The organism is Thermosynechococcus sp. HY596 (assembly GCF_030518715.1).
Lineage (GTDB): Bacteria > Cyanobacteriota > Cyanobacteriia > Thermosynechococcales > Thermosynechococcaceae > Thermosynechococcus.
Map to the genome: position 1 here is coordinate 1,040,306 of NZ_CP130346.1, position 16,490 is coordinate 1,056,795.

General features: G+C 54.5%; 17 protein-coding genes and 1 pseudogene. 8 read left to right on the forward strand and 10 right to left on the reverse strand.

Features of this window, described 5'->3' with window-relative positions; genetic code table 11:
- Nucleotides 1-42: 42 nt before the first annotated feature.
- A complete protein-coding gene (locus QYC28_RS05300) occupies nt 43-783 on the reverse strand; it encodes a hypothetical protein (protein ID WP_302679957.1) in 741 nt (246 codons plus the stop codon).
- Between the two features lie 130 nt (nt 784-913).
- Here QYC28_RS05300 and QYC28_RS05305 point away from each other — a divergent pair, with 130 nt between their 5' ends.
- Both QYC28_RS05305 and QYC28_RS05310 read left to right on the forward strand, forming a co-directional pair.
- The gene (locus QYC28_RS05305; RefSeq protein WP_286626922.1) at nt 914-1,855 is read left to right on the forward strand and encodes a MoxR family ATPase; all 942 of its coding nucleotides are present in this window, start codon (nt 914-916) and stop codon (nt 1,853-1,855) included.
- Complete coding sequence (locus QYC28_RS05310; protein WP_302679958.1) at nt 1,852-3,297, forward strand: DUF58 domain-containing protein; 1,446 nt, start codon at nt 1,852-1,854, stop codon at nt 3,295-3,297. The genes QYC28_RS05305 and QYC28_RS05310 overlap by 4 nt, the downstream gene beginning before the upstream one ends.
- Here the strand turns inward: QYC28_RS05310 and QYC28_RS05315 are convergent.
- Together QYC28_RS05315 and QYC28_RS05320 are read right to left on the reverse strand one after the other, a co-directional pair.
- Nucleotides 3,294-3,509 carry a hypothetical protein gene (locus tag QYC28_RS05315; RefSeq protein ID WP_302679959.1) on the reverse strand — a complete coding sequence of 72 codons (216 nt, stop codon included), beginning with the start codon at nt 3,507-3,509 and terminating at the stop codon, nt 3,294-3,296. The two genes, QYC28_RS05310 and QYC28_RS05315, sit on opposite strands and share 4 nt — an antisense overlap.
- Before the next feature lie 164 nt (nt 3,510-3,673).
- A complete protein-coding gene (locus QYC28_RS05320; protein ID WP_206199935.1) occupies nt 3,674-3,934 on the reverse strand; it encodes a hypothetical protein in 261 nt (86 codons plus the stop codon).
- Nucleotides 3,935-4,370: 436 nt separating this feature from the next.
- Between QYC28_RS05320 and QYC28_RS05325 the strand changes: the two genes are divergently transcribed.
- Entirely contained in the window at nt 4,371-7,052 is a 2,682-nt protein-coding gene (locus tag QYC28_RS05325; RefSeq protein WP_302679960.1) for a CHAT domain-containing tetratricopeptide repeat protein, read from the forward strand.
- Here QYC28_RS05325 and QYC28_RS05330 read toward each other — a convergent pair.
- Together QYC28_RS05330 and QYC28_RS05335 are read right to left on the reverse strand one after the other, a co-directional pair.
- Nucleotides 7,049-8,206 (reverse strand): DUF58 domain-containing protein, encoded by a 1,158-nt coding sequence (locus QYC28_RS05330; RefSeq protein ID WP_302679961.1) that lies wholly within the window; start codon nt 8,204-8,206, stop codon nt 7,049-7,051. The genes QYC28_RS05325 and QYC28_RS05330 overlap by 4 nt on opposite strands.
- Before the next feature lie 14 nt (nt 8,207-8,220).
- A complete protein-coding gene (locus QYC28_RS05335; RefSeq protein WP_226972021.1) occupies nt 8,221-8,694 on the reverse strand; it encodes a co-chaperone YbbN in 474 nt (157 codons plus the stop codon).
- Nucleotides 8,695-8,710: 16 nt separating this feature from the next.
- Between QYC28_RS05335 and QYC28_RS05340 the strand changes: the two genes are divergently transcribed.
- Together QYC28_RS05340 and recA are read left to right on the forward strand one after the other, a co-directional pair.
- On the forward strand, nt 8,711-9,499 hold the full coding sequence (locus QYC28_RS05340; RefSeq protein ID WP_149818855.1) for a hypothetical protein: 789 nt from the start codon (nt 8,711-8,713) through the stop codon (nt 9,497-9,499).
- 74 nt (nt 9,500-9,573) lie between these two features.
- Complete coding sequence (recA, locus tag QYC28_RS05345) at nt 9,574-10,632, forward strand: recombinase RecA (RefSeq protein ID WP_149818857.1); 1,059 nt, start codon at nt 9,574-9,576, stop codon at nt 10,630-10,632.
- Here recA and QYC28_RS05350 read toward each other — a convergent pair.
- Both QYC28_RS05350 and QYC28_RS05355 read right to left on the reverse strand, forming a co-directional pair.
- Nucleotides 10,599-11,138 carry a GNAT family N-acetyltransferase gene (locus QYC28_RS05350; protein WP_286669030.1) on the reverse strand — a complete coding sequence of 180 codons (540 nt, stop codon included), beginning with the start codon at nt 11,136-11,138 and terminating at the stop codon, nt 10,599-10,601. The genes recA and QYC28_RS05350 overlap by 34 nt on opposite strands.
- Before the next feature lies 1 nt (nt 11,139).
- Nucleotides 11,140-12,006, reverse strand: coding sequence for a tetratricopeptide repeat protein (locus tag QYC28_RS05355; RefSeq protein WP_149821693.1), 867 nt, complete (start codon nt 12,004-12,006; stop codon nt 11,140-11,142).
- A 259-nt stretch (nt 12,007-12,265) separates the two neighbouring features.
- Between QYC28_RS05355 and QYC28_RS05360 the strand changes: the two genes are divergently transcribed.
- The 3 genes and pseudogenes from QYC28_RS05360 (at nt 12,266) to QYC28_RS05370 (ending at nt 13,456) form a co-directional block, all read left to right on the forward strand.
- Nucleotides 12,266-12,415 (forward strand): CD225/dispanin family protein, encoded by a 150-nt coding sequence (locus QYC28_RS05360; RefSeq protein WP_302680057.1) that lies wholly within the window; start codon nt 12,266-12,268, stop codon nt 12,413-12,415.
- A 31-nt stretch (nt 12,416-12,446) separates the two neighbouring features.
- A pseudogene (locus QYC28_RS05365) lies at nt 12,447-13,252 on the forward strand (IS630 family transposase).
- Between the two features lie 81 nt (nt 13,253-13,333).
- On the forward strand, nt 13,334-13,456 hold the full coding sequence (locus tag QYC28_RS05370) for a hypothetical protein (protein ID WP_399375219.1): 123 nt from the start codon (nt 13,334-13,336) through the stop codon (nt 13,454-13,456).
- Here the strand turns inward: QYC28_RS05370 and nagA are convergent.
- The 3 genes from nagA to QYC28_RS05385 are packed head-to-tail and all read right to left on the reverse strand — an operon-like array spanning nt 13,427 to nt 16,487.
- The gene (gene nagA, locus QYC28_RS05375) at nt 13,427-14,575 is read right to left on the reverse strand and encodes an N-acetylglucosamine-6-phosphate deacetylase (protein ID WP_149818863.1); all 1,149 of its coding nucleotides are present in this window, start codon (nt 14,573-14,575) and stop codon (nt 13,427-13,429) included. The two genes, QYC28_RS05370 and nagA, sit on opposite strands and share 30 nt — an antisense overlap.
- The gene (locus QYC28_RS05380) at nt 14,572-14,805 is read right to left on the reverse strand and encodes a ferredoxin family protein (RefSeq protein WP_149818865.1); all 234 of its coding nucleotides are present in this window, start codon (nt 14,803-14,805) and stop codon (nt 14,572-14,574) included. Before QYC28_RS05380 ends, nagA begins: the two co-directional genes overlap by 4 nt.
- Nucleotides 14,806-14,855: 50 nt before the next feature.
- Nucleotides 14,856-16,487 carry a helicase HerA domain-containing protein gene (locus tag QYC28_RS05385; RefSeq protein ID WP_302679962.1) on the reverse strand — a complete coding sequence of 544 codons (1,632 nt, stop codon included), beginning with the start codon at nt 16,485-16,487 and terminating at the stop codon, nt 14,856-14,858.
- Between the last annotated feature and the right edge of the window lie 3 nt (nt 16,488-16,490).

The window sequence follows — 16,490 nt, forward strand, 5'->3', positions numbered from 1 at the left end:
GTACAGAATCTCTTTACCAGCAGGCCAGCCCTTCCCTAGCGTTTATTGACTGTGGGGGAGCAGTTGGCAGGTGAGTTCTTCCTCGGTTTCTGAGGGATCTGGTGGGGCAACGGTGGGTGGGGTAGTGCCAAGGGTCATGTCTGGGGCGGGGCTTTGTTGATAGCGTTGATAGAGCGTAGTCAGCAGTTTGAACAGGCGATCGCCGCCACTGGCATAGAGAGGGTCATCGGGCAAGCGCGCCAAAGCAGCGGCCATCTGCGTCTGCAAGATCTCTAAATCCCCATAGCGGCGGGTCAGCCGTTGCAGTAAATCAATGAGGGTAAACCGCTCTAGGCCTTGAGCATGCACCGGTTTAGTGGTCAACAGAGCGGCCACAAGAAGCTTCATCTGCAGGGGGGTACAGTAGCGAGTGACTTCCAAGCGCAAATCGTAGAGATCGGCGGTGCTGAGGGTTGGCGCCTCGAGGGTCAGTGTGGCCGTTGGGGATTGGGTGTAGAGGGGCACCAAAATTTGCAGGAGTGCTGCTGAAAGAATCTGGTAGGCTGGTGCTTTGTTGAGACTATTGACAATGGCCGTTAGGCGTTGTCCCAAAAGGGTGGGGGTTTTCAGCTGCTCAAGGATTTGGATCACGGCCTGTTGCACATCGCTGACGGTCCACGGCGGCGCTTGAGTCGGCCATTGATTTTGCTGCAGGGCATACAGTAGCTTAAAAAGACGACTGTGCTGCGGATGCTGGACGATTTGTTGGGCAGCGGTGGCAATTGGAGAAGTTGTTGTCGTCACAGGTTTGCCAAAAGTCCCTCGATCTGTATTCTAGCCAATTTTCCTAGACGATAATTTATTGATTGTCATCAAGGGGAGATTGTCAAGACCTCTGCTAGCATTGGGAGAGTTTAGCAGTAACAGAACGGGTGTGAAAGAGCTTTTTCATCGCCTGCAGCAGCGTCTCAATGAGATTGTTGTCGGTCAAGGGGCGATCGCCCAAGGGTTGGTTGTGGCGCTTCTTGCCGAAGGCCATGTCATCCTTGAGGGGGTGCCAGGAACCGCCAAAACCCTCCTTGTGAAGCTCCTCGCTCGTCTAATTGCAGCGGAATTTCGCCGTATCCAACTCACCCCCGATGTCCTGCCAGCGGATATTCTCGGTACGAGTATCTTTGACTTTAACAGTCGCACATTTCGCCTGCGCAAGGGGCCAATTTTTACCCAAGTGCTGCTGGCGGATGAAATTAACCGCACACCGCCTAAGACCCAAGCGGCTCTCCTCGAAGCCATGGAAGAACGGCAGGTAACCCTTGACGGCACCACTCTGCCCCTCTCGGGTTTATTTTGGACAGTGGCCACCCAAAACCCCTTGGAATTTGAAGGGACGTATCCCTTGCCCGAAGCCCAACTGGATCGCTTCCTATTTAAGCTAGTCGTTCCCTACCCAGAGCCAACCTCAGAACGGCAAATGCTTGAAAATGCCCTTGGGGGCTTTGAGGCGCGGGATCTCGATCAACTCAATTTGGAGCCGTTGATTACCGTTGAGCAAGTTTTGGCAGCACGGCAGCAAGTGCGGCAAGTCCATGTGGCGCCTGCGGTGCTGGATTATCTGTTGGCCTTGGTGCAGGCCAGTCGTCAACATCCTGAACTGCTGTTGGGGGCTTCCCCACGAGCGGCAGTGGGCTGGTTACGCGCCACCCAAGCCCAAGCGTGGTTAGAGGATCGCGCCTATGTTACCCCTGAGGATGTGAAGGCGATCGCCACCCCGCTACTGCAACACCGCTTAATCCTCAAGCCCGAAGCCCAGTTAGACGGCACCACGCTGCCCCAAGTGATCCAAGGTATTCTCGCGAAAGTTGCTGTTCCTCGATGAAAGCACCTGCCAGTTATCAGTTTGGTCGCCATCGCCCCCGCTGGGTGCCCACGGTTCGCTTCTATGGCCTCTTGCTGCTGGGGCTTCTCTTTCCAGTGCTGACCAGCTTTCTGCCAGCAGAGCTATGGCCGATCGCCGAGGCGGTTCCCCAAGGGAAGTTGCGGGAATGGTTGCACCACTGGCCTCTGGGGCTGGGATGGCTCCTGATGGGACTGTACGATCTGGTCATTTTCGGCCTGTCCCTGTGGGACTATATCCGCATCGGTCGCTGGCAACTGACCCTCGATCGCGCCTGTGAGTCACGGCTCTCCATTGGTCGGCAAAACCCGATTCGCCTCAGGCTGCACACCCGTGGTGAGGTTTCCTTGAATGAGCAGATCTGGGTTGAACTCTACGACTATATGCCTGCTGAGTTTACGGGTGAAATCCCCTACTTTGCCTTGGCGGCCTCAGCCCAGAGGACGTTGGAATTGCTCTACCATGTGTTTCCACCGCGACGGGGTGCCTTTCAATGGTCAGGCTGCGATGTGCGGCTGCGCAGTTCTTGGGGCTTGGCGTGGCGACGCTGGTTTGCACCCGTTGTGACTGAGGTGGAAGTCTATCCCGATTTGATGGGCTTGCGATCGCTCTCGATTCGCCTCAGTTTAGAATCCAGTGGCAGCTTGCGGCGGCGACGCTATGCCTTGGGGGGCACCGAGTTTGCCGAATTGCGGGAGTACCATCTGGGGGATGATCTGCGCCTCATGGACTGGAAAGCGAGTGCCCGCCGCGGACGGCCTCTTGTGCGCGCCATGGAGCCCGAACGGGATCAACCCCTGATTATTCTCTTGGATCGAGGCCGCTTGATGACCGCTACTGTCGCTGGTTTGAAACGCTTTGACTGGGGCTTAAACGCGGCATTGGCACTGGCGCTGACGGGCTTGCGACGGGGGGATAAGGTGGGCTTGGGGATTTTTGATCAGCAACTGCACACGTGGATTGCGCCTCAAAGTGGCGATTCCCATCTGGGGCAGATTCTAAGTCAGGTGTATCGCTGTGAACCCATTCTCGAAGAATCCGACTATGTGGGCACCGTCAGCGCGATCTTGGGACACTATACCCGCCGTGCCCTTGTGGTGGTTCTTACAGAAGTCATTGATGAGGTGGCTTCCCAAGAACTCCTCGCAGCCATGGCTCGCCTCACGCCGCGTTTTCTACCCTTCTGCGTTGCTTTGCGCGATCGCCACATTGAAACCCTTGCCCACCGCCCCTTCACAGGCTCCGTAGATCAAATTTCCAGCCTCTACGAGCAAGCCGTTGCCCTCGATCTCCTGCACCAGCGCCAGCGCGCCTTTGCCCACTTGGAGCAACAGGGGGTTCTTGTCCTTGACGCGCCTGCGGATCAAATGAGTGAGCAACTGGTGGATCGCTATCTGCTGCTAAAAGCGCGTGGTCGCCTCTAGGGTTGGCTAGCCTCGATCACACTGGTATTCCTTGGCTCCTGTAATGGCCGTAGGGGCGGGCGATCGCCCGTTGGTGTCGCTAGGGGAAGGGGTGTCGAGGTCTGCGTCAGCCCACAAGTTGCCCGCAAACGCGCTTGCAGGAGTTGACTCACCACCTGACGTCGAATAAATTCTTGCTCAATTGCTGGGGAGACTGAACGTTGCAGTTCCATAGGTTGCCTCGAATTCACCGTTGTTCACGGCGACACAGGCTTCCGTGCGCTTCCCACACCCACATTCAACCGGTCATAGGCCTCACCTCGATCTTAGCGGCGATCGCCCACGATTGTAAAAATGACTACCAAAATGCAGTGGGATTTGTGGGGATTTCCTAACACTATTGCAACGGGGATACATTCGGGGATTGAGGTGATTCCCATTTCTGCTGGCAAAACTCGTGGATCACCTTACCGCCATGAATAATCACATAGAGCGTCACTCCACTGAGGACAAAAGGCATGATCTTCTCGAGCCAAGGAAGATGGCAACCGAGGCGGGTCAGGACAAGGGCAAAGGCATCATCTAAAAGGCTAATCAACAAAGGTAGCAATTGTCTTAGAAGGGTAAGAATCTCTGGTAAATAACCATCACTATCCATAAAAATACTCTCGGCTGAGTTGACGCAGAAAATCACCTAAAGAAACATTGATCAGTTGGGATGATTGGTGAGTGGAAATACTTCATAGGCACTTCATTCTCATCAATACAAATAAAGAATTGAAAAATGAATCACACTTCTTTACAAATTGATGACCTTTAGATAAGCTTACCCTAACTGCGATTGTTGTTTTTGCTAGTGTTCCCAAGAATAGCCGAAAACCCTGTCCGTCAAGCATTAAGGCTGCTATTGCTATTGCTAAGTTCGGTTGAAAATGAGAGATTATCGTGAGTTGTTAACAACCGTAACACTTCTATTATAGGCAACGCCTAGGGGTTAGGGGATAACTGTAATTTGTCGTTACATTGGGAACGCATTCTGAAGGTTGGCTGTCTAGGATAGAGATGACAGCAGCGGCAGGTGCTTTATGAGACGGATGTCGGGTCATCGGTGTTGTTTTGCGCTTCTGTTGGCGATCGCCACAACCACAGGATTTTACCAGCGGGGACTCGCACAAAATGAAGCCCAACAGTTGCGCGATATTATGCAGCGGTTGGATGCCCTACAACAGCGCTATAGTGCCGCCGTCAGTGAACTAGACGTGATTCGCAAAACCTCTTTTGGCGGCGATAGTAATCATGTCATTGCCCTCACAAATCAGATTGAGCAGTTGCAAAAACAGGGGAATTATGGCGCAGCAGTGGCACCCTCGCGGGAATTGGTGGCGATCGCCGAGCGGGTTTTAGGTGCCCATCACCCCACTGTGGCTGCAACTTTGAATAACCTTGCTGTCACCTACAAGGAACTGGGCAACTTTAGTGAGGCGATTCCCCTCTATCAGCGCAGCTTAGCCATCCGTGAACAAGCCCTTGGCGCCAATCATCCCGATGTTGCCACCAGCCTCAATAACCTCGCCAACCTCTACACCGATCAAGGCAACTACGGTGAGGCCCTGCCTCTCTATCAACGCGCCCTTGCCATCCGTGAACAAGCCCTAGGCAAAAACCATCCCGATGTGGGCTTGGGTGTGCACAACTTGGCAGTGATGTACCATTTGCAGGGCAGCCTAACCACAGCCTTGCCCCTCTACCAGCGCAGTCTGGGTCTCCTCGAACCCGCCTTAGGGGCAGAACATCCCTTGGTGGCAACGGTGTTGAATAACCTTGCCGAACTCTATCGTGCTCAGAGCAATTATGGCGCGGCGCTTCCCCTTTACCAACGCAGTTTGGCGATCCGTGAAAAGGTACTGGGGACAGATCACCCCGATGTTGCCACTAGCCTCAACAACTTGGCTGAACTCTATCGGGTACAGGGGAATTATGGGGCGGCGCTTCCCCTCTATCAACGCAGTATTGCCCTGCGGCAGCGTACCCTCAGTGGCGAGCATCCCTATTTGGCGCTAAGTCTTGCCAATTTAGCCAAAGCCTACTGGGCGCAGGGAATGATCAACGAGGCCTTAACCGCTCTCAACCGCGCCCTTGAGATTGAAGAGGCCAACCTCAGCCGTAACCTCGTGGTTGGCTCCGAGGAATACAAGCGCAACTATCTGGCCACGTTTCAAGACTCCACCAACACCGCCATTTCCTTCCATTTACAGGGGAGTTCCCAGAATCCAGCAGTGGCCAACCTCGCCTTGACTACCATTTTGCGCCGTAAAGGTCGGTTGTTGGATGTTTTAGCGGCAACAGCCAGTCGCCTACGTAATCAACTGGATGCCTCGGGGCAGCAGCAACTGGATGAATTAATTCGTGTGCGAACACAGATTGCTAGCCTCACCTTTGTACGCGATCGCCCACCGCCGGCCAGCCAAATTAGCCAACTCGAACAGCGTGCCAACCAACTGGAAGCGCAACTGGTGAGCCAAAATGCCAACTTCCGTTTGGAAGTCACCCCCGTCACCCTCAGTGCCGTGCAGCAAGCGATTCCCGCCAATGCCGTGCTGCTGGAGTTTATCCAGTATGTGCCCTACAACCCAAAAACCAACCGCTGGGAAGCGCCCCGTTACGCCCTCTATGCCCTGAAAAATAGGGGTGCTCCCCAATGGCGTGACTTGGGTACCGTCGCTGATCTCGATACGGTTATTAAGGCAGCACGCCAGCGGATGGCGGATCCAAGATTGCCCGCTACGGTAACGAAGCCCTCTTTGAAGGCGGCCTATGAGCGCCTCTTGGTTCCTCTGGAACCCTTCCTAGCGGGCAGTACCCATCTGCTGGTGGCTCCCGACGGTCAGCTCAATACTCTCTCCTTTGAGGCCTTGGTGGATCGGCAGGATCGCTATCTGGTGCAGTCCTATACGATCACACTGCTCACCTCAGGACGCGACTTGCTGCGGCTCCAACAGCGGGTTAAACCCGCCAATCCCCCCTTGGTGGTGGGTAATCCCACGTTTAGTCAAGGGAGTGGTCGTGCTGTGGCAAGTAGTCAGCGGGGAGTGAACCCGCGATCGCTGGATTTGCGCAGCCTGACATTTACGGAGTTACCCGGAACCGCCACGGAGGTGAAAACCGTAAGCACGCTCTTGCCCCAAGCGCAGATCCTCACGGGCAGCAGTGCCACCGAAACTGCCATCAAACAAACGCAGCGGCCGCGGGTACTTCACCTCGCCACCCATGGATTTTTCCTAGAGAGTCCGCCGCTATCTCCCCAAGTCCTGCAACATACCCGTGGTCTCAATGCCAATACTCCCTTTAGGGGGGAAAATCCACTGTTGCGCTCCGGCTTGGCCTTGGCGGGTTTCAATCAACGGCAGAGTGGGGTGGATGATGGCGTGTTAACGGCTTTTGAAGTCACCGGCATTAACCTTGATGGTACCGAGTTAGTGGTGATGTCCGCCTGTGATACGGGGCGCGGCGATATTCTCAATGGCGATGGTGTCTATGGCTTGCGGCGAGCCTTTACCTTGGCGGGGGCGCGTACCCAAGTGAGTTCCCTCTGGAAGGTGGATGACACCACGACCCAACAACTGATGGTTGCCTTTTATCAAAATCTAGCGGCTGGCAAGGGACGCAGTGAGGCTCTACGGCAAGCGCAGTTGCAGTTAATGAATGACCCCAGTAAGCAAATTCCCTATTTTTGGGCTGCCTTTGTTAGCAGTGGTGAGTGGCGCCCGCTGCCCTAAGACAGGGGGTAGCTGACAGGGGTTTGTAATTGGCTGCCGAGGGGGCGATCGCGATCAATCCACAGAAGTGCCCCTTGCCGCCGTGAGGGTGGCTCTCCCCAGAGCACAGTGATACTGCCGGGGGGCAAAGGTTCAGGGCTAGGCCATTGACTGGTGAGCCAGACAAGGGAATCGATGGGATACTCAGCATCGGTGTCGCTGGGGGCGATCGCTGCTAGGGCCCGCAGTACCGTTGGCTGACCGTGGAGCATCCCCGTGGCGGGACTCCAAAACTGGACAGGAATTTGCTGTTGCAAACTGTAAAGGTAGAGGCTAGCCGCCGCAATCACCGCCTGCTCAAAGTCCTCCCCAATCCAATGGGGACGGGTATCCAAGGCAATGGTCACCGCATTCCCACCGCTAAAGGTGTCAAACTCGCGTACCCGCAGTTCGCCATAGCGAGCACTGGTGCGCCAATGGACTAAACGCAAAGGATCACCCCAGCGGTAGGGACGTAAGGCACGGGTGATGCCCTCTTGGGCAACGTGAAGATGATGCTGGCGATCGCGCCACTCTTGGGAAATCTCTTGCCCCAGTTGATCCAGCAAAGGACACTGTTGTAATTGCAGAACTTGCGGATAAACCACCACCTGCTGCGGTACGGGAAATGCGCGCTGACACCAAAAGAGGCCCAAGGGGGCAGCGGTGCGGAGGATTAGCTGCGACCACTCATAAATGCCCCGACGGGGTGGGATCAGATCGTAGTGCCAAGGAATGGTTTGCTGCGGTGGCAGTTCCGCGATTGCCTGTTGGGGACATTTTCTCTGGATGGCTGACCATAGATCACGGGGAACGGGGTCAATCACTTGCAAATTGTGGCGAGGCGTTTGGGTGGCATTGGTCAGAAAGACGGTCAGGCGTAGGCGATCGCCCGCATGAACTGGATCCACCTTGGCTCGCTCCAGCACCAATCCCCGCAAATAGCGCGGCGGTAGAATCGCCGCCACCAAGAGCAGACCAAAAATGATCCCCGTAATCACGTACAGCCAACCCGCCATCGAATTAATGGCTGCCGCAAAAAGAAAGAGATTCATGCCCAATAGCAGCAGTCCCGCGTAGGCGGGGGTCACCCAGCGTTCCTCTAAAAACTGACTGAGGCGACGCAGCTTGGCCATCGCAAATTCTCGCCTTAGGAGCGGTGGGACTCAGCGGGCAAGAGGCTAGGAAAGGAGTAGGCAAGCAGTTGCTGCAAGGCTTGACGAAAGTCCCCCTTGACAAGGGCGGGATCAAACCGCTGCACCAATTCGCCGCGATCGAAAAAAAGAAGGGTTGGCAGACTCGTCAGTTGGAAGTGACGACTGAGGGCAAAGTTTTCATCAGCATTGATCCTGAGAATTTGCAGCCGGTGCGGCAGTGACTGCTCCAGTTGATCCAGCAGGGGATCAATGAGGCGGCACAGGCCACACCAAGGGGCCCAAAAATGCACGATCACAGGCACGGGGGCACTGCGAATTTGCCGCTGGAATCCTTCAATATTAAATTGCTGAATGCCCTTCACGTTGTTATCTCGTTTTGTCTTGGGATCATGGTAGCAGTCAGCGGCGGTTTTGCAGCAGCCATTTGCGGCGATCTGATGCCGTAGGATCAAAAATAGTTTATCCAATGATTGGCGTGCCCAAATGACCCCCAAGCCCACCCTTTGGCAAAAACTGTTCCCCCTGCTGTTACGGGAAACGATCGCCACACTTCAGGGGATCAGTGAACTGCTGAGCAAGGCCACAGCGCAACTCAAGAAGGTAGCCACACAACGGGCGATCGCCCCAGAGCAGCTGAATCCCGAACGTTCATGGGTCGGTCGAGGGGCAGCCCTATGGTGGCAGGGAATGGGCTGGGTGCAGCAACGGCTGCCGAACCATCTCCAGGAGCGGTATAACCGCGCTACTCTAACTGGGATCGCGATCGCCCTACTCCTCATTTTGCTCTGGTTGAATCCCCTCAGTTGGCTGCAATCTCCTCGCCAGCCAACGGTGAAAGCAACCCAGCGTCCCCAACCCAGTGTCCTTGTGCAACCCCGCCCGGCACCCACACCCATGGCAGCAACACCCGCCCCAATACCTCAGCCGACACCAACACCCACTCCGTCACCAAGGGCGATCGCTCCTTCCACCTTCGTCAGTGACAGCCTCACCGTCCGCCAGCAATTGCTGGCCCTTTGCGATCGCTACAGCAACGCCCTTGATCCCACCCTGACCCTCACCCCCAGCGAACAGCGCTTGGAATTGATGCTGGCCAACAGTTGGTATGATCTCAGTCCTACAAAGCAGGATCAACTAGCCCAGAACCTTTGGCAAACTGCCCATGACTTGGGGTATCAGACCGTCATTGTGGTGGATACCGAAGGTCACCTGCTTGTCCGCGATCCGGTGGTGGGTGATAATGCCATCGTTGTGCGTCGCAAGCTGATCTAACTCACCCCCGCAGCTTAAGCCATCAATTTCGCCAATCCGCTAACCTAGAAAAGTGCCAACTTCTTCAGCTTGCTATGAGTGACACCACCCTTGCCTCCGAAAAACGCAAAGCCCTTGAGCTTGCCGTCTCCCAAATCGAACGCAACTTTGGTAAGGGCAGCATCATGCGCCTTGGGGATGCCACCCGCATGAAGGTGGAAACCATCTCTAGCGGTGCCCTCACCCTTGACCTTGCTTTGGGGGGTGGACTGCCGAAGGGGCGGATCATTGAAATTTATGGCCCTGAAAGTTCGGGGAAAACCACCTTGGCACTTCATGCGGTGGCCGCAGTCCAGAAAGCCGGTGGTGTAGCTGCCTTTGTCGATGCTGAACATGCCCTTGATCCCACCTATGCGGCTGCCCTCGGCGTGGACATTGAAAACCTACTGGTGGCTCAGCCAGACACTGGGGAAACGGGTCTAGAAATTGTTGATCAACTGGTGCGCTCGACAGCCGTAGATATTGTGGTGGTGGACTCCGTTGCGGCCTTGGTGCCCCGCGCTGAACTGGAAGGGGAAATGGGCGACAGCCATGTGGGGCTGCAAGCGCGCCTCATGAGCCAAGGCTTGCGCAAAATTACCGGTAATATTGGTAAAACAGGCTGCACCGTGATTTTCCTGAACCAATTGCGGCAAAAAATTGGTGTCACCTACGGTAACCCAGAAACGACGACGGGGGGAACCGCCCTCAAGTTCTATGCTTCAGTGCGCCTAGATATTCGGCGGGTGCAAACTCTGAAGAAGGGAACGGAGGAATTTGGGATTCGCGCCAAAGTCAAGGTGGCCAAAAACAAAGTGGCGCCACCCTTTCGCATTGCTGAGTTTGACATCATTTTTGGTAAGGGCATTTCCAATCTCGGCTGCATTCTTGATATGGCCGAGGAAACCGGTGTGATTAGCCGCAAAGGAGCTTGGTATTCCTACAACGGCGAAAATCTTGCCCAAGGCCGCGACAACACAATTAAATATATGGAGGAGAACCCTGCCTTTGCCCAAGAGGTCGAACAGCAGGTGCGGCAAAAGCTAGACCAAGGGGTAGCCGTCTCTGCCAATACGGTGACTCATACCCACGAGGAAATGGCTGACGAGGAATAGGGGCGATCGCCCGCGAGGGACTTCCGTAGGAGCAATTTCCGCTCTCCCCAAAAGGTGAAGCCTTCCTCAACGACTGCAAAGCCACAGCGGGCGTATAACTGCTGCGCCGCTTGATTGTGAGCAAGGACGTGCAGATAGAGATCGCAATAGGCGGAGCAAAGGCTGCCCTCAACAGTGTGTAATAGCCGCCGACCAATGCCACGCCGCCGGTAGTCCGGATGCACCGCCAAATTGGAGAGATAAGGTTTGGATTCACCCTTGATCTCACGGAGCTGCATTTCCACACTCCCCACACATAGAGCAGATTGACCTGTGGATAGGAGGGCTAGCCAACAGTGGTAGTGGGGACGCTCGCGCTGCCAGCGATCGCGCAGATCCTGCTCAATTCCCAGCTGCACAAAACGGCGCCAAAGGGCTTGCCACCCTCCCCCTGGGTGAAAACTCAGTGCCACGAGTTGAGCCACACTGGGCAGGTCGGTGATCTCTGCCGCACGAATCTCAATCATTCTAGGGCTGAGGAAGGACAGATTGCTCAGGTTGGAGTTGGCTCAGCAGTGCCCGCAGAGGGGGCTTGGCCAATAGGGTTTGCGTATCGGCCACTAGGCGATCGCCCCAGAGGTTTTCCCGTTGAAACTCCACCGTGCCATAGCGGCTATCGAGGCGCAGGGCTTCTTCCGCCAGTTGTAGTGCTCTTGCTTCATTTCCCAGTTGCAACAGGGCTGTGGCCAAAGCAAGTTTCGGCTCACTGGCTTTGGGGTCAATGTCTGCTGCCTGTTCCCAGTTCTTGGCTGCTTGGCGGATATTGCCTTGTTCATAGAGCACGAGACCAATGTTGGTATAGGCTGGCCAAAACTGACGATCCAAGCGCAATGAGCGGCGGTATTGCTCGATTGCCCGATCCTTTTGTCCCAATTTGAGATAGGCATTGCCAAGGTTGAACCATTCCTCTGTGGCATCGGGTTTCAGTGCCAATCCCTGCTCGATCGCCCGCACTGAGGCTCCATAGTGCCCTAGGCGAAAATGGGCAGAGCCTAAGTTGAAATAAGCCCCCGGATTTTTATCATTGAGTTTCAAAGACTGCTCTAGGGCTGGCACTGCATCCTTGGGTTGATTGACCGTGAGGTAGAGTCCCCCCAGTAATGCCCAAATTTCGTGGGCTTGGGGTGCCAACTGCACTGCTAGCTTGGCTCGCACCAACGCCTCTTGAAATTGCCGAAACTGTGCCAGTTGTAGGGCTTCTTGGGCCACAATAAAGCCATTTTGCTCCATCTCCTTGGCATTGAGTTCAAGGGTGCGCGGTAACACCACCTGTGCCGTTGCCAGACTGCCACTCAGGAGAACAAGACCCAGACTCAAGGTTAAACGGGCAAGCATTTTAGGCACGATCAATTTCCGTGTTGCAAGCTAAGTGAATTCCTCTTTAGTTTGCCATACCCTACCGACGTTTGCGGTGACTGAGGGCAACTCTTGACAAAAGTGGAAGGGAGATGATTGCCTTTAGAGAAAAAATAGGCTAGCCTGTGCTTATTCAAAGATCGCTAATCAATTGCTGTCAATTTTTTAAACCCTATTCAAACCTGATTTTTAAGGAAATTTAACAATGAACCCTTCAAATGAAAACATTCCTAACTACATGGTTCCAGCGATTCTGTCCACGATTTGCTGCTGTTTGCCTTTCGGTATTGTCGCTATTATAGCCATTTCGAAAGGAGATGAGATATTTTCAAGAGGGATAAGCTATCCTCAAAGCATCATGAATGTTACTCAAGAATATGAGCTATAGCTTGGACTGACGAGAGCGGGTTGTCTCCTATATCAAGCAAGGTGGCAAAATCAGTGAAGCGACTCAAATTTTTCAGGTGAGCCGCGCCACTATCCATCGCTGGCTGAAGCGAGACGACTTAGCCCCCACAGTTGTCCCCCGTCGTCCTTGGAAGCTGGATTGGGCGGCCTTAGCAGCCGATGTTGCTGCCCATCCCGATGACCGTTTAATCGACCGTGCCCAGCGATTTGGCGTTCAAGTTTCCACCATTAGTTATGCCCTCGCCCAGATGGGCATCACCCGAAAAAAAAACAGATACGTTACCAAGAACGGTGTGAAGAAGAGCGACAAGCGTATCAACAGCAGCTCGACACATGGGTAGAGAGCCACGGCAAGGAAACGCTGGTGTATATCGATGAAACGGGGTTTGACTCTTGGGTGGCGTGTGAGTATGGGTGGTCAGCGCGAGGCCAACGAATTGATGGAGAGCGAGCGGGGAAGCGTCAGAAAAGAGAGAGTTGAGTCGCAGGACGGTATAGACACCAGAAAGACTTCATCGCCCCAATGCTGTTTTGCGGATACTTGAATGCGGTAGGGTTTGTGAGCTGGCTGAGTCAGTACTGTTTGCCGGCATTAAAGAGACCTTCGTTGTTGATGATGGATAATGCACCGATTCATCCGAAAGGGGCGATTCAGGAAGCGGTCAAAGCGGCGGGTCACGAGGTGTTATTTTTACCGAAATACTCTCCTGATTTGAATGTGATTGAGCACGACTTCAGTGCGCTGAAGCGAGCGCGGATGTATGCAGGGTCAAACAGTTCGATTGATGAGGTGATTCGCAAGTATTGTGCTGGATAATATCTCATTCTTGATTGGAATAGCTATATTTTTGCTGCCCAAGTCAATTCAAGGTTAGCAGTCGGCGATCGCGCCGGGGCGTTGGAGGCCTCAAACAAGGCCAAGCTATTTACTTGGATTTCGGTGATTGCGGGATTGCTCGGTGGTGCCCTTTATGCGGTACTCATGGTGCTCTCAATCATGGCTGAGCAAGGGGGGATGTAGCTCGCTGGGCAGTCGTTCATAGTGGTGGGGCGATCGCCAGCGCAGAAGATGGGTCACCGGCTGCTGTAGGAGTTCTGTCGTCAAACCGATGGCGCGGCGAGGATTCACCGTTGCTAGGGTCAACGCTGCTTCAAAATCGCAAACTCCCCAATCCACTAGGCGTCCCACCATTGCCAACAGCGGCACAGTGGTGCCACAGAGGGTGCCATCAGCCAGTCGTGCCGTACCATTTTTCACTGCAATCTGCCGCTGATCCCAAGGATAGACCCCATCGCCTAACCCCAGCGGAGCAAGGGCATCACTCACCAAAAACAGGCGATCGCCCGCGCACTGCCACAACACCTTCAGCATTTGCGGATGAACATGCACCCCATCGCCAATCACGCCACACCAAACGCGCTGATCTGTCAAGGCTGCTGCTAACAGTCCCGGCTCGCGATGATGCAGAGGGGGCATGGCATTAAAGGCATGGGTGATCATTGTGGCACCGGCATCAAAAGCCGCCTGCGCTTCCTCCACTGTGGCTAAAGAGTGACCTAAACTCACGGTAATTCCCAAGCCACGTAAGTAGGCCAGAACCTGATTAGTGGCATCCAGTTCCGGTGCTAGGGTAAGAATACAGACCGAGCGGCTAAACTCTGCTAGAACCTGTTTAACCGCTTCAAAAGTCAAGGGTTGCAGATACTGCTGGGGGTGTGCACCCCGCTTCTGGGGATTGAGGAAAGGCCCCTCCAAATGCACACCTAAGATTTTGGCTTCAGACTCTTGCGCATTGGGCGCGTATTCGTGGAGCACCCTCAAGGCAGTGTGAATTTCCGCGAGGGGAGCAGTCACAATCGTCGGGGCGTAGGCATCAATCCCCTCTTGCCAAAGATAGCGGCCAATTTTTGGCAGTGGTTCGGTGGTCTTTAACCAAGGAAAGGGAATGCCCAAGGCACCGTTAATTTGCAGATCGACGCCCCCAAGGGAGAGATAATCGCCGCCGAAGTCCAGCACCTCAGAGCAATCGGGGGGAATCAGGTCAGTGCCGATCGCCGTCACTTTGCCATTCGTGAGTTGTACCTGTTGCAGGCGATCGCTCCCCAAAAGCCGCACGCGATCGAGCCAATAAACACTCATGGGGTGGTGGGGGTTAATTGCAGATCAGGGCGTTCTTCAGGCACAATTGCCCCCTCCACAGGACACACTTGCAAACAAATGCCACAGTCAATACAGGTGGCAAAATCAATCCAGAACCAATCGGTGCCCTTGGCATTTTTCCCCGGTCCCGGATGAATACAGGCCACCGGACACGCCTCAACGCAATCGGCAACCCCTTCGCAGGTATTGGTGACAATGGTGTGCGCCACAGTGTTCTCCTCACTGAGAGTTGATTCAGGATCAATTCTAAAGCTCTAGGCTAGATCCCCAGATCTGACTTCGCCGCTTGAGCCGCCTCCAATAACATGGGTGTAGGGAGTTCCTCCCAATCGCGATCGCCGATCTCGGCATAGAAGGTTTCGTCATAGCTGCGGGTTTGGATCACCACAGGCATCGGCACCGCATGACCCAGCACAAGCGCCTGTTGTTTAGAATCCAGCTTGGCCAACACCGATCGCAACTGCTGCGAACCCGCCACCCCCGTGAAAATGGCCTCAATGTCCTTTTCATCGTTAAGGAGTGCAGTGATGCGGGTGCCAATTTGCGACATGATCTCGCTATCAATGCCCGAAGGCCGTTGATCAACAACGAGGAGTGTGACAAAGTACTTGCGCATTTCGCGGGCGATCGTCCCAAAAATCGTTTGCTTCACCGTGGCCGGATCCAAGAAGCGGTGAGCCTCCTCAATCGTGATTACCAGTTGACGCGGGCGATCGCTGGGATTTTTGGTTTGCAAAAAAATCTCCGACTGCTGCACATAGGCTTGGTGGATGCGGCGGGCAATAATATTCGTCGCCAGCATATAGGAGAGCATATTGGCTTGGGAGCCAAACTCAATCACTACGTGGTGGCCGGCAGCGAGGGTCTCCAAAATTTGGCCAATGTAGTTCTTAGCACAGGTATTTCGTAGGTACTTCAGTTGTTCCAGCCGTGTCAGTTTGCGTTGCAGCGCCATGATCGAGGCTTTGCTGCCCATTTTCGTTTCACAAAATTCCTGAATCTCCTGATTGGTCATCACCAAGAGGCGACTAATCCAGCCCTTGCCAAACTCATTGCGCAGAATAATTGCATTTTCAAGGCTGGCCTCCGAGAGGTTCAGTTCCGCTTGCACCAAGGCCAAGTCCTCCACCTCAATTTGATCAAAGCCAATGTAGAGTTCTTGGGCATCGCGCACCCCTCGCCGTTGGGTGGATTCAGGGTCAAGGGTATAGATCTTGACTTGGCGGGGAAACAGTTGCCGCAATCCCTTAACGGTACTCAGTTGCTTGCCTTCACGGGTGGCTTCCCAGCCATACTCCGAGTGCATATCAAAAATCAAGTTCACCGCCGCCTGTTTGCGGATAATCCCCGACAACAACAGCCGCGTTAAAAAGGACTTGCCAGTACCCGACTTGCCAAATACGCCATTGCTGCGCTCGACAAAACGATCCAAATCCAAGCAAATGGGCACCTGCATATCTAAGGGAGTGCCAATGGCAAAGTTACGCCGCTGCGGATCGTCCTCCCAGCCAAACACGGCGCGAAAGTCCCGCTCACTGGCGTCATAGACAGGACTAAAATGGGCAGGGATGGTTTTTACGGGCAGTAAATCCTGCTCATCGTTGAGGATCATCAACATCGGTGCCACACTCAGCGTCGCAAACGTGCCCGTACCCGCCAGTACCTCCTGCAAAAAGGTATCCTCAAGGGCGGGGGGGTTGAGCAGAATGCGGGGATTGGCCGTACCAAGCACGACATCCGTCAGCAGACAAAAGAAGCGCGATCGCTGGCCTTGGATCACTAAAAATTGGCCGACCCGCAGTTCTTCTACAGAGACGTTGCCACACAGTCGTACCTCTAAGCCCTGACTGAGGGAGCCTTGGACAACAATTCCCAGTTGTTGTGCTGTCATCGT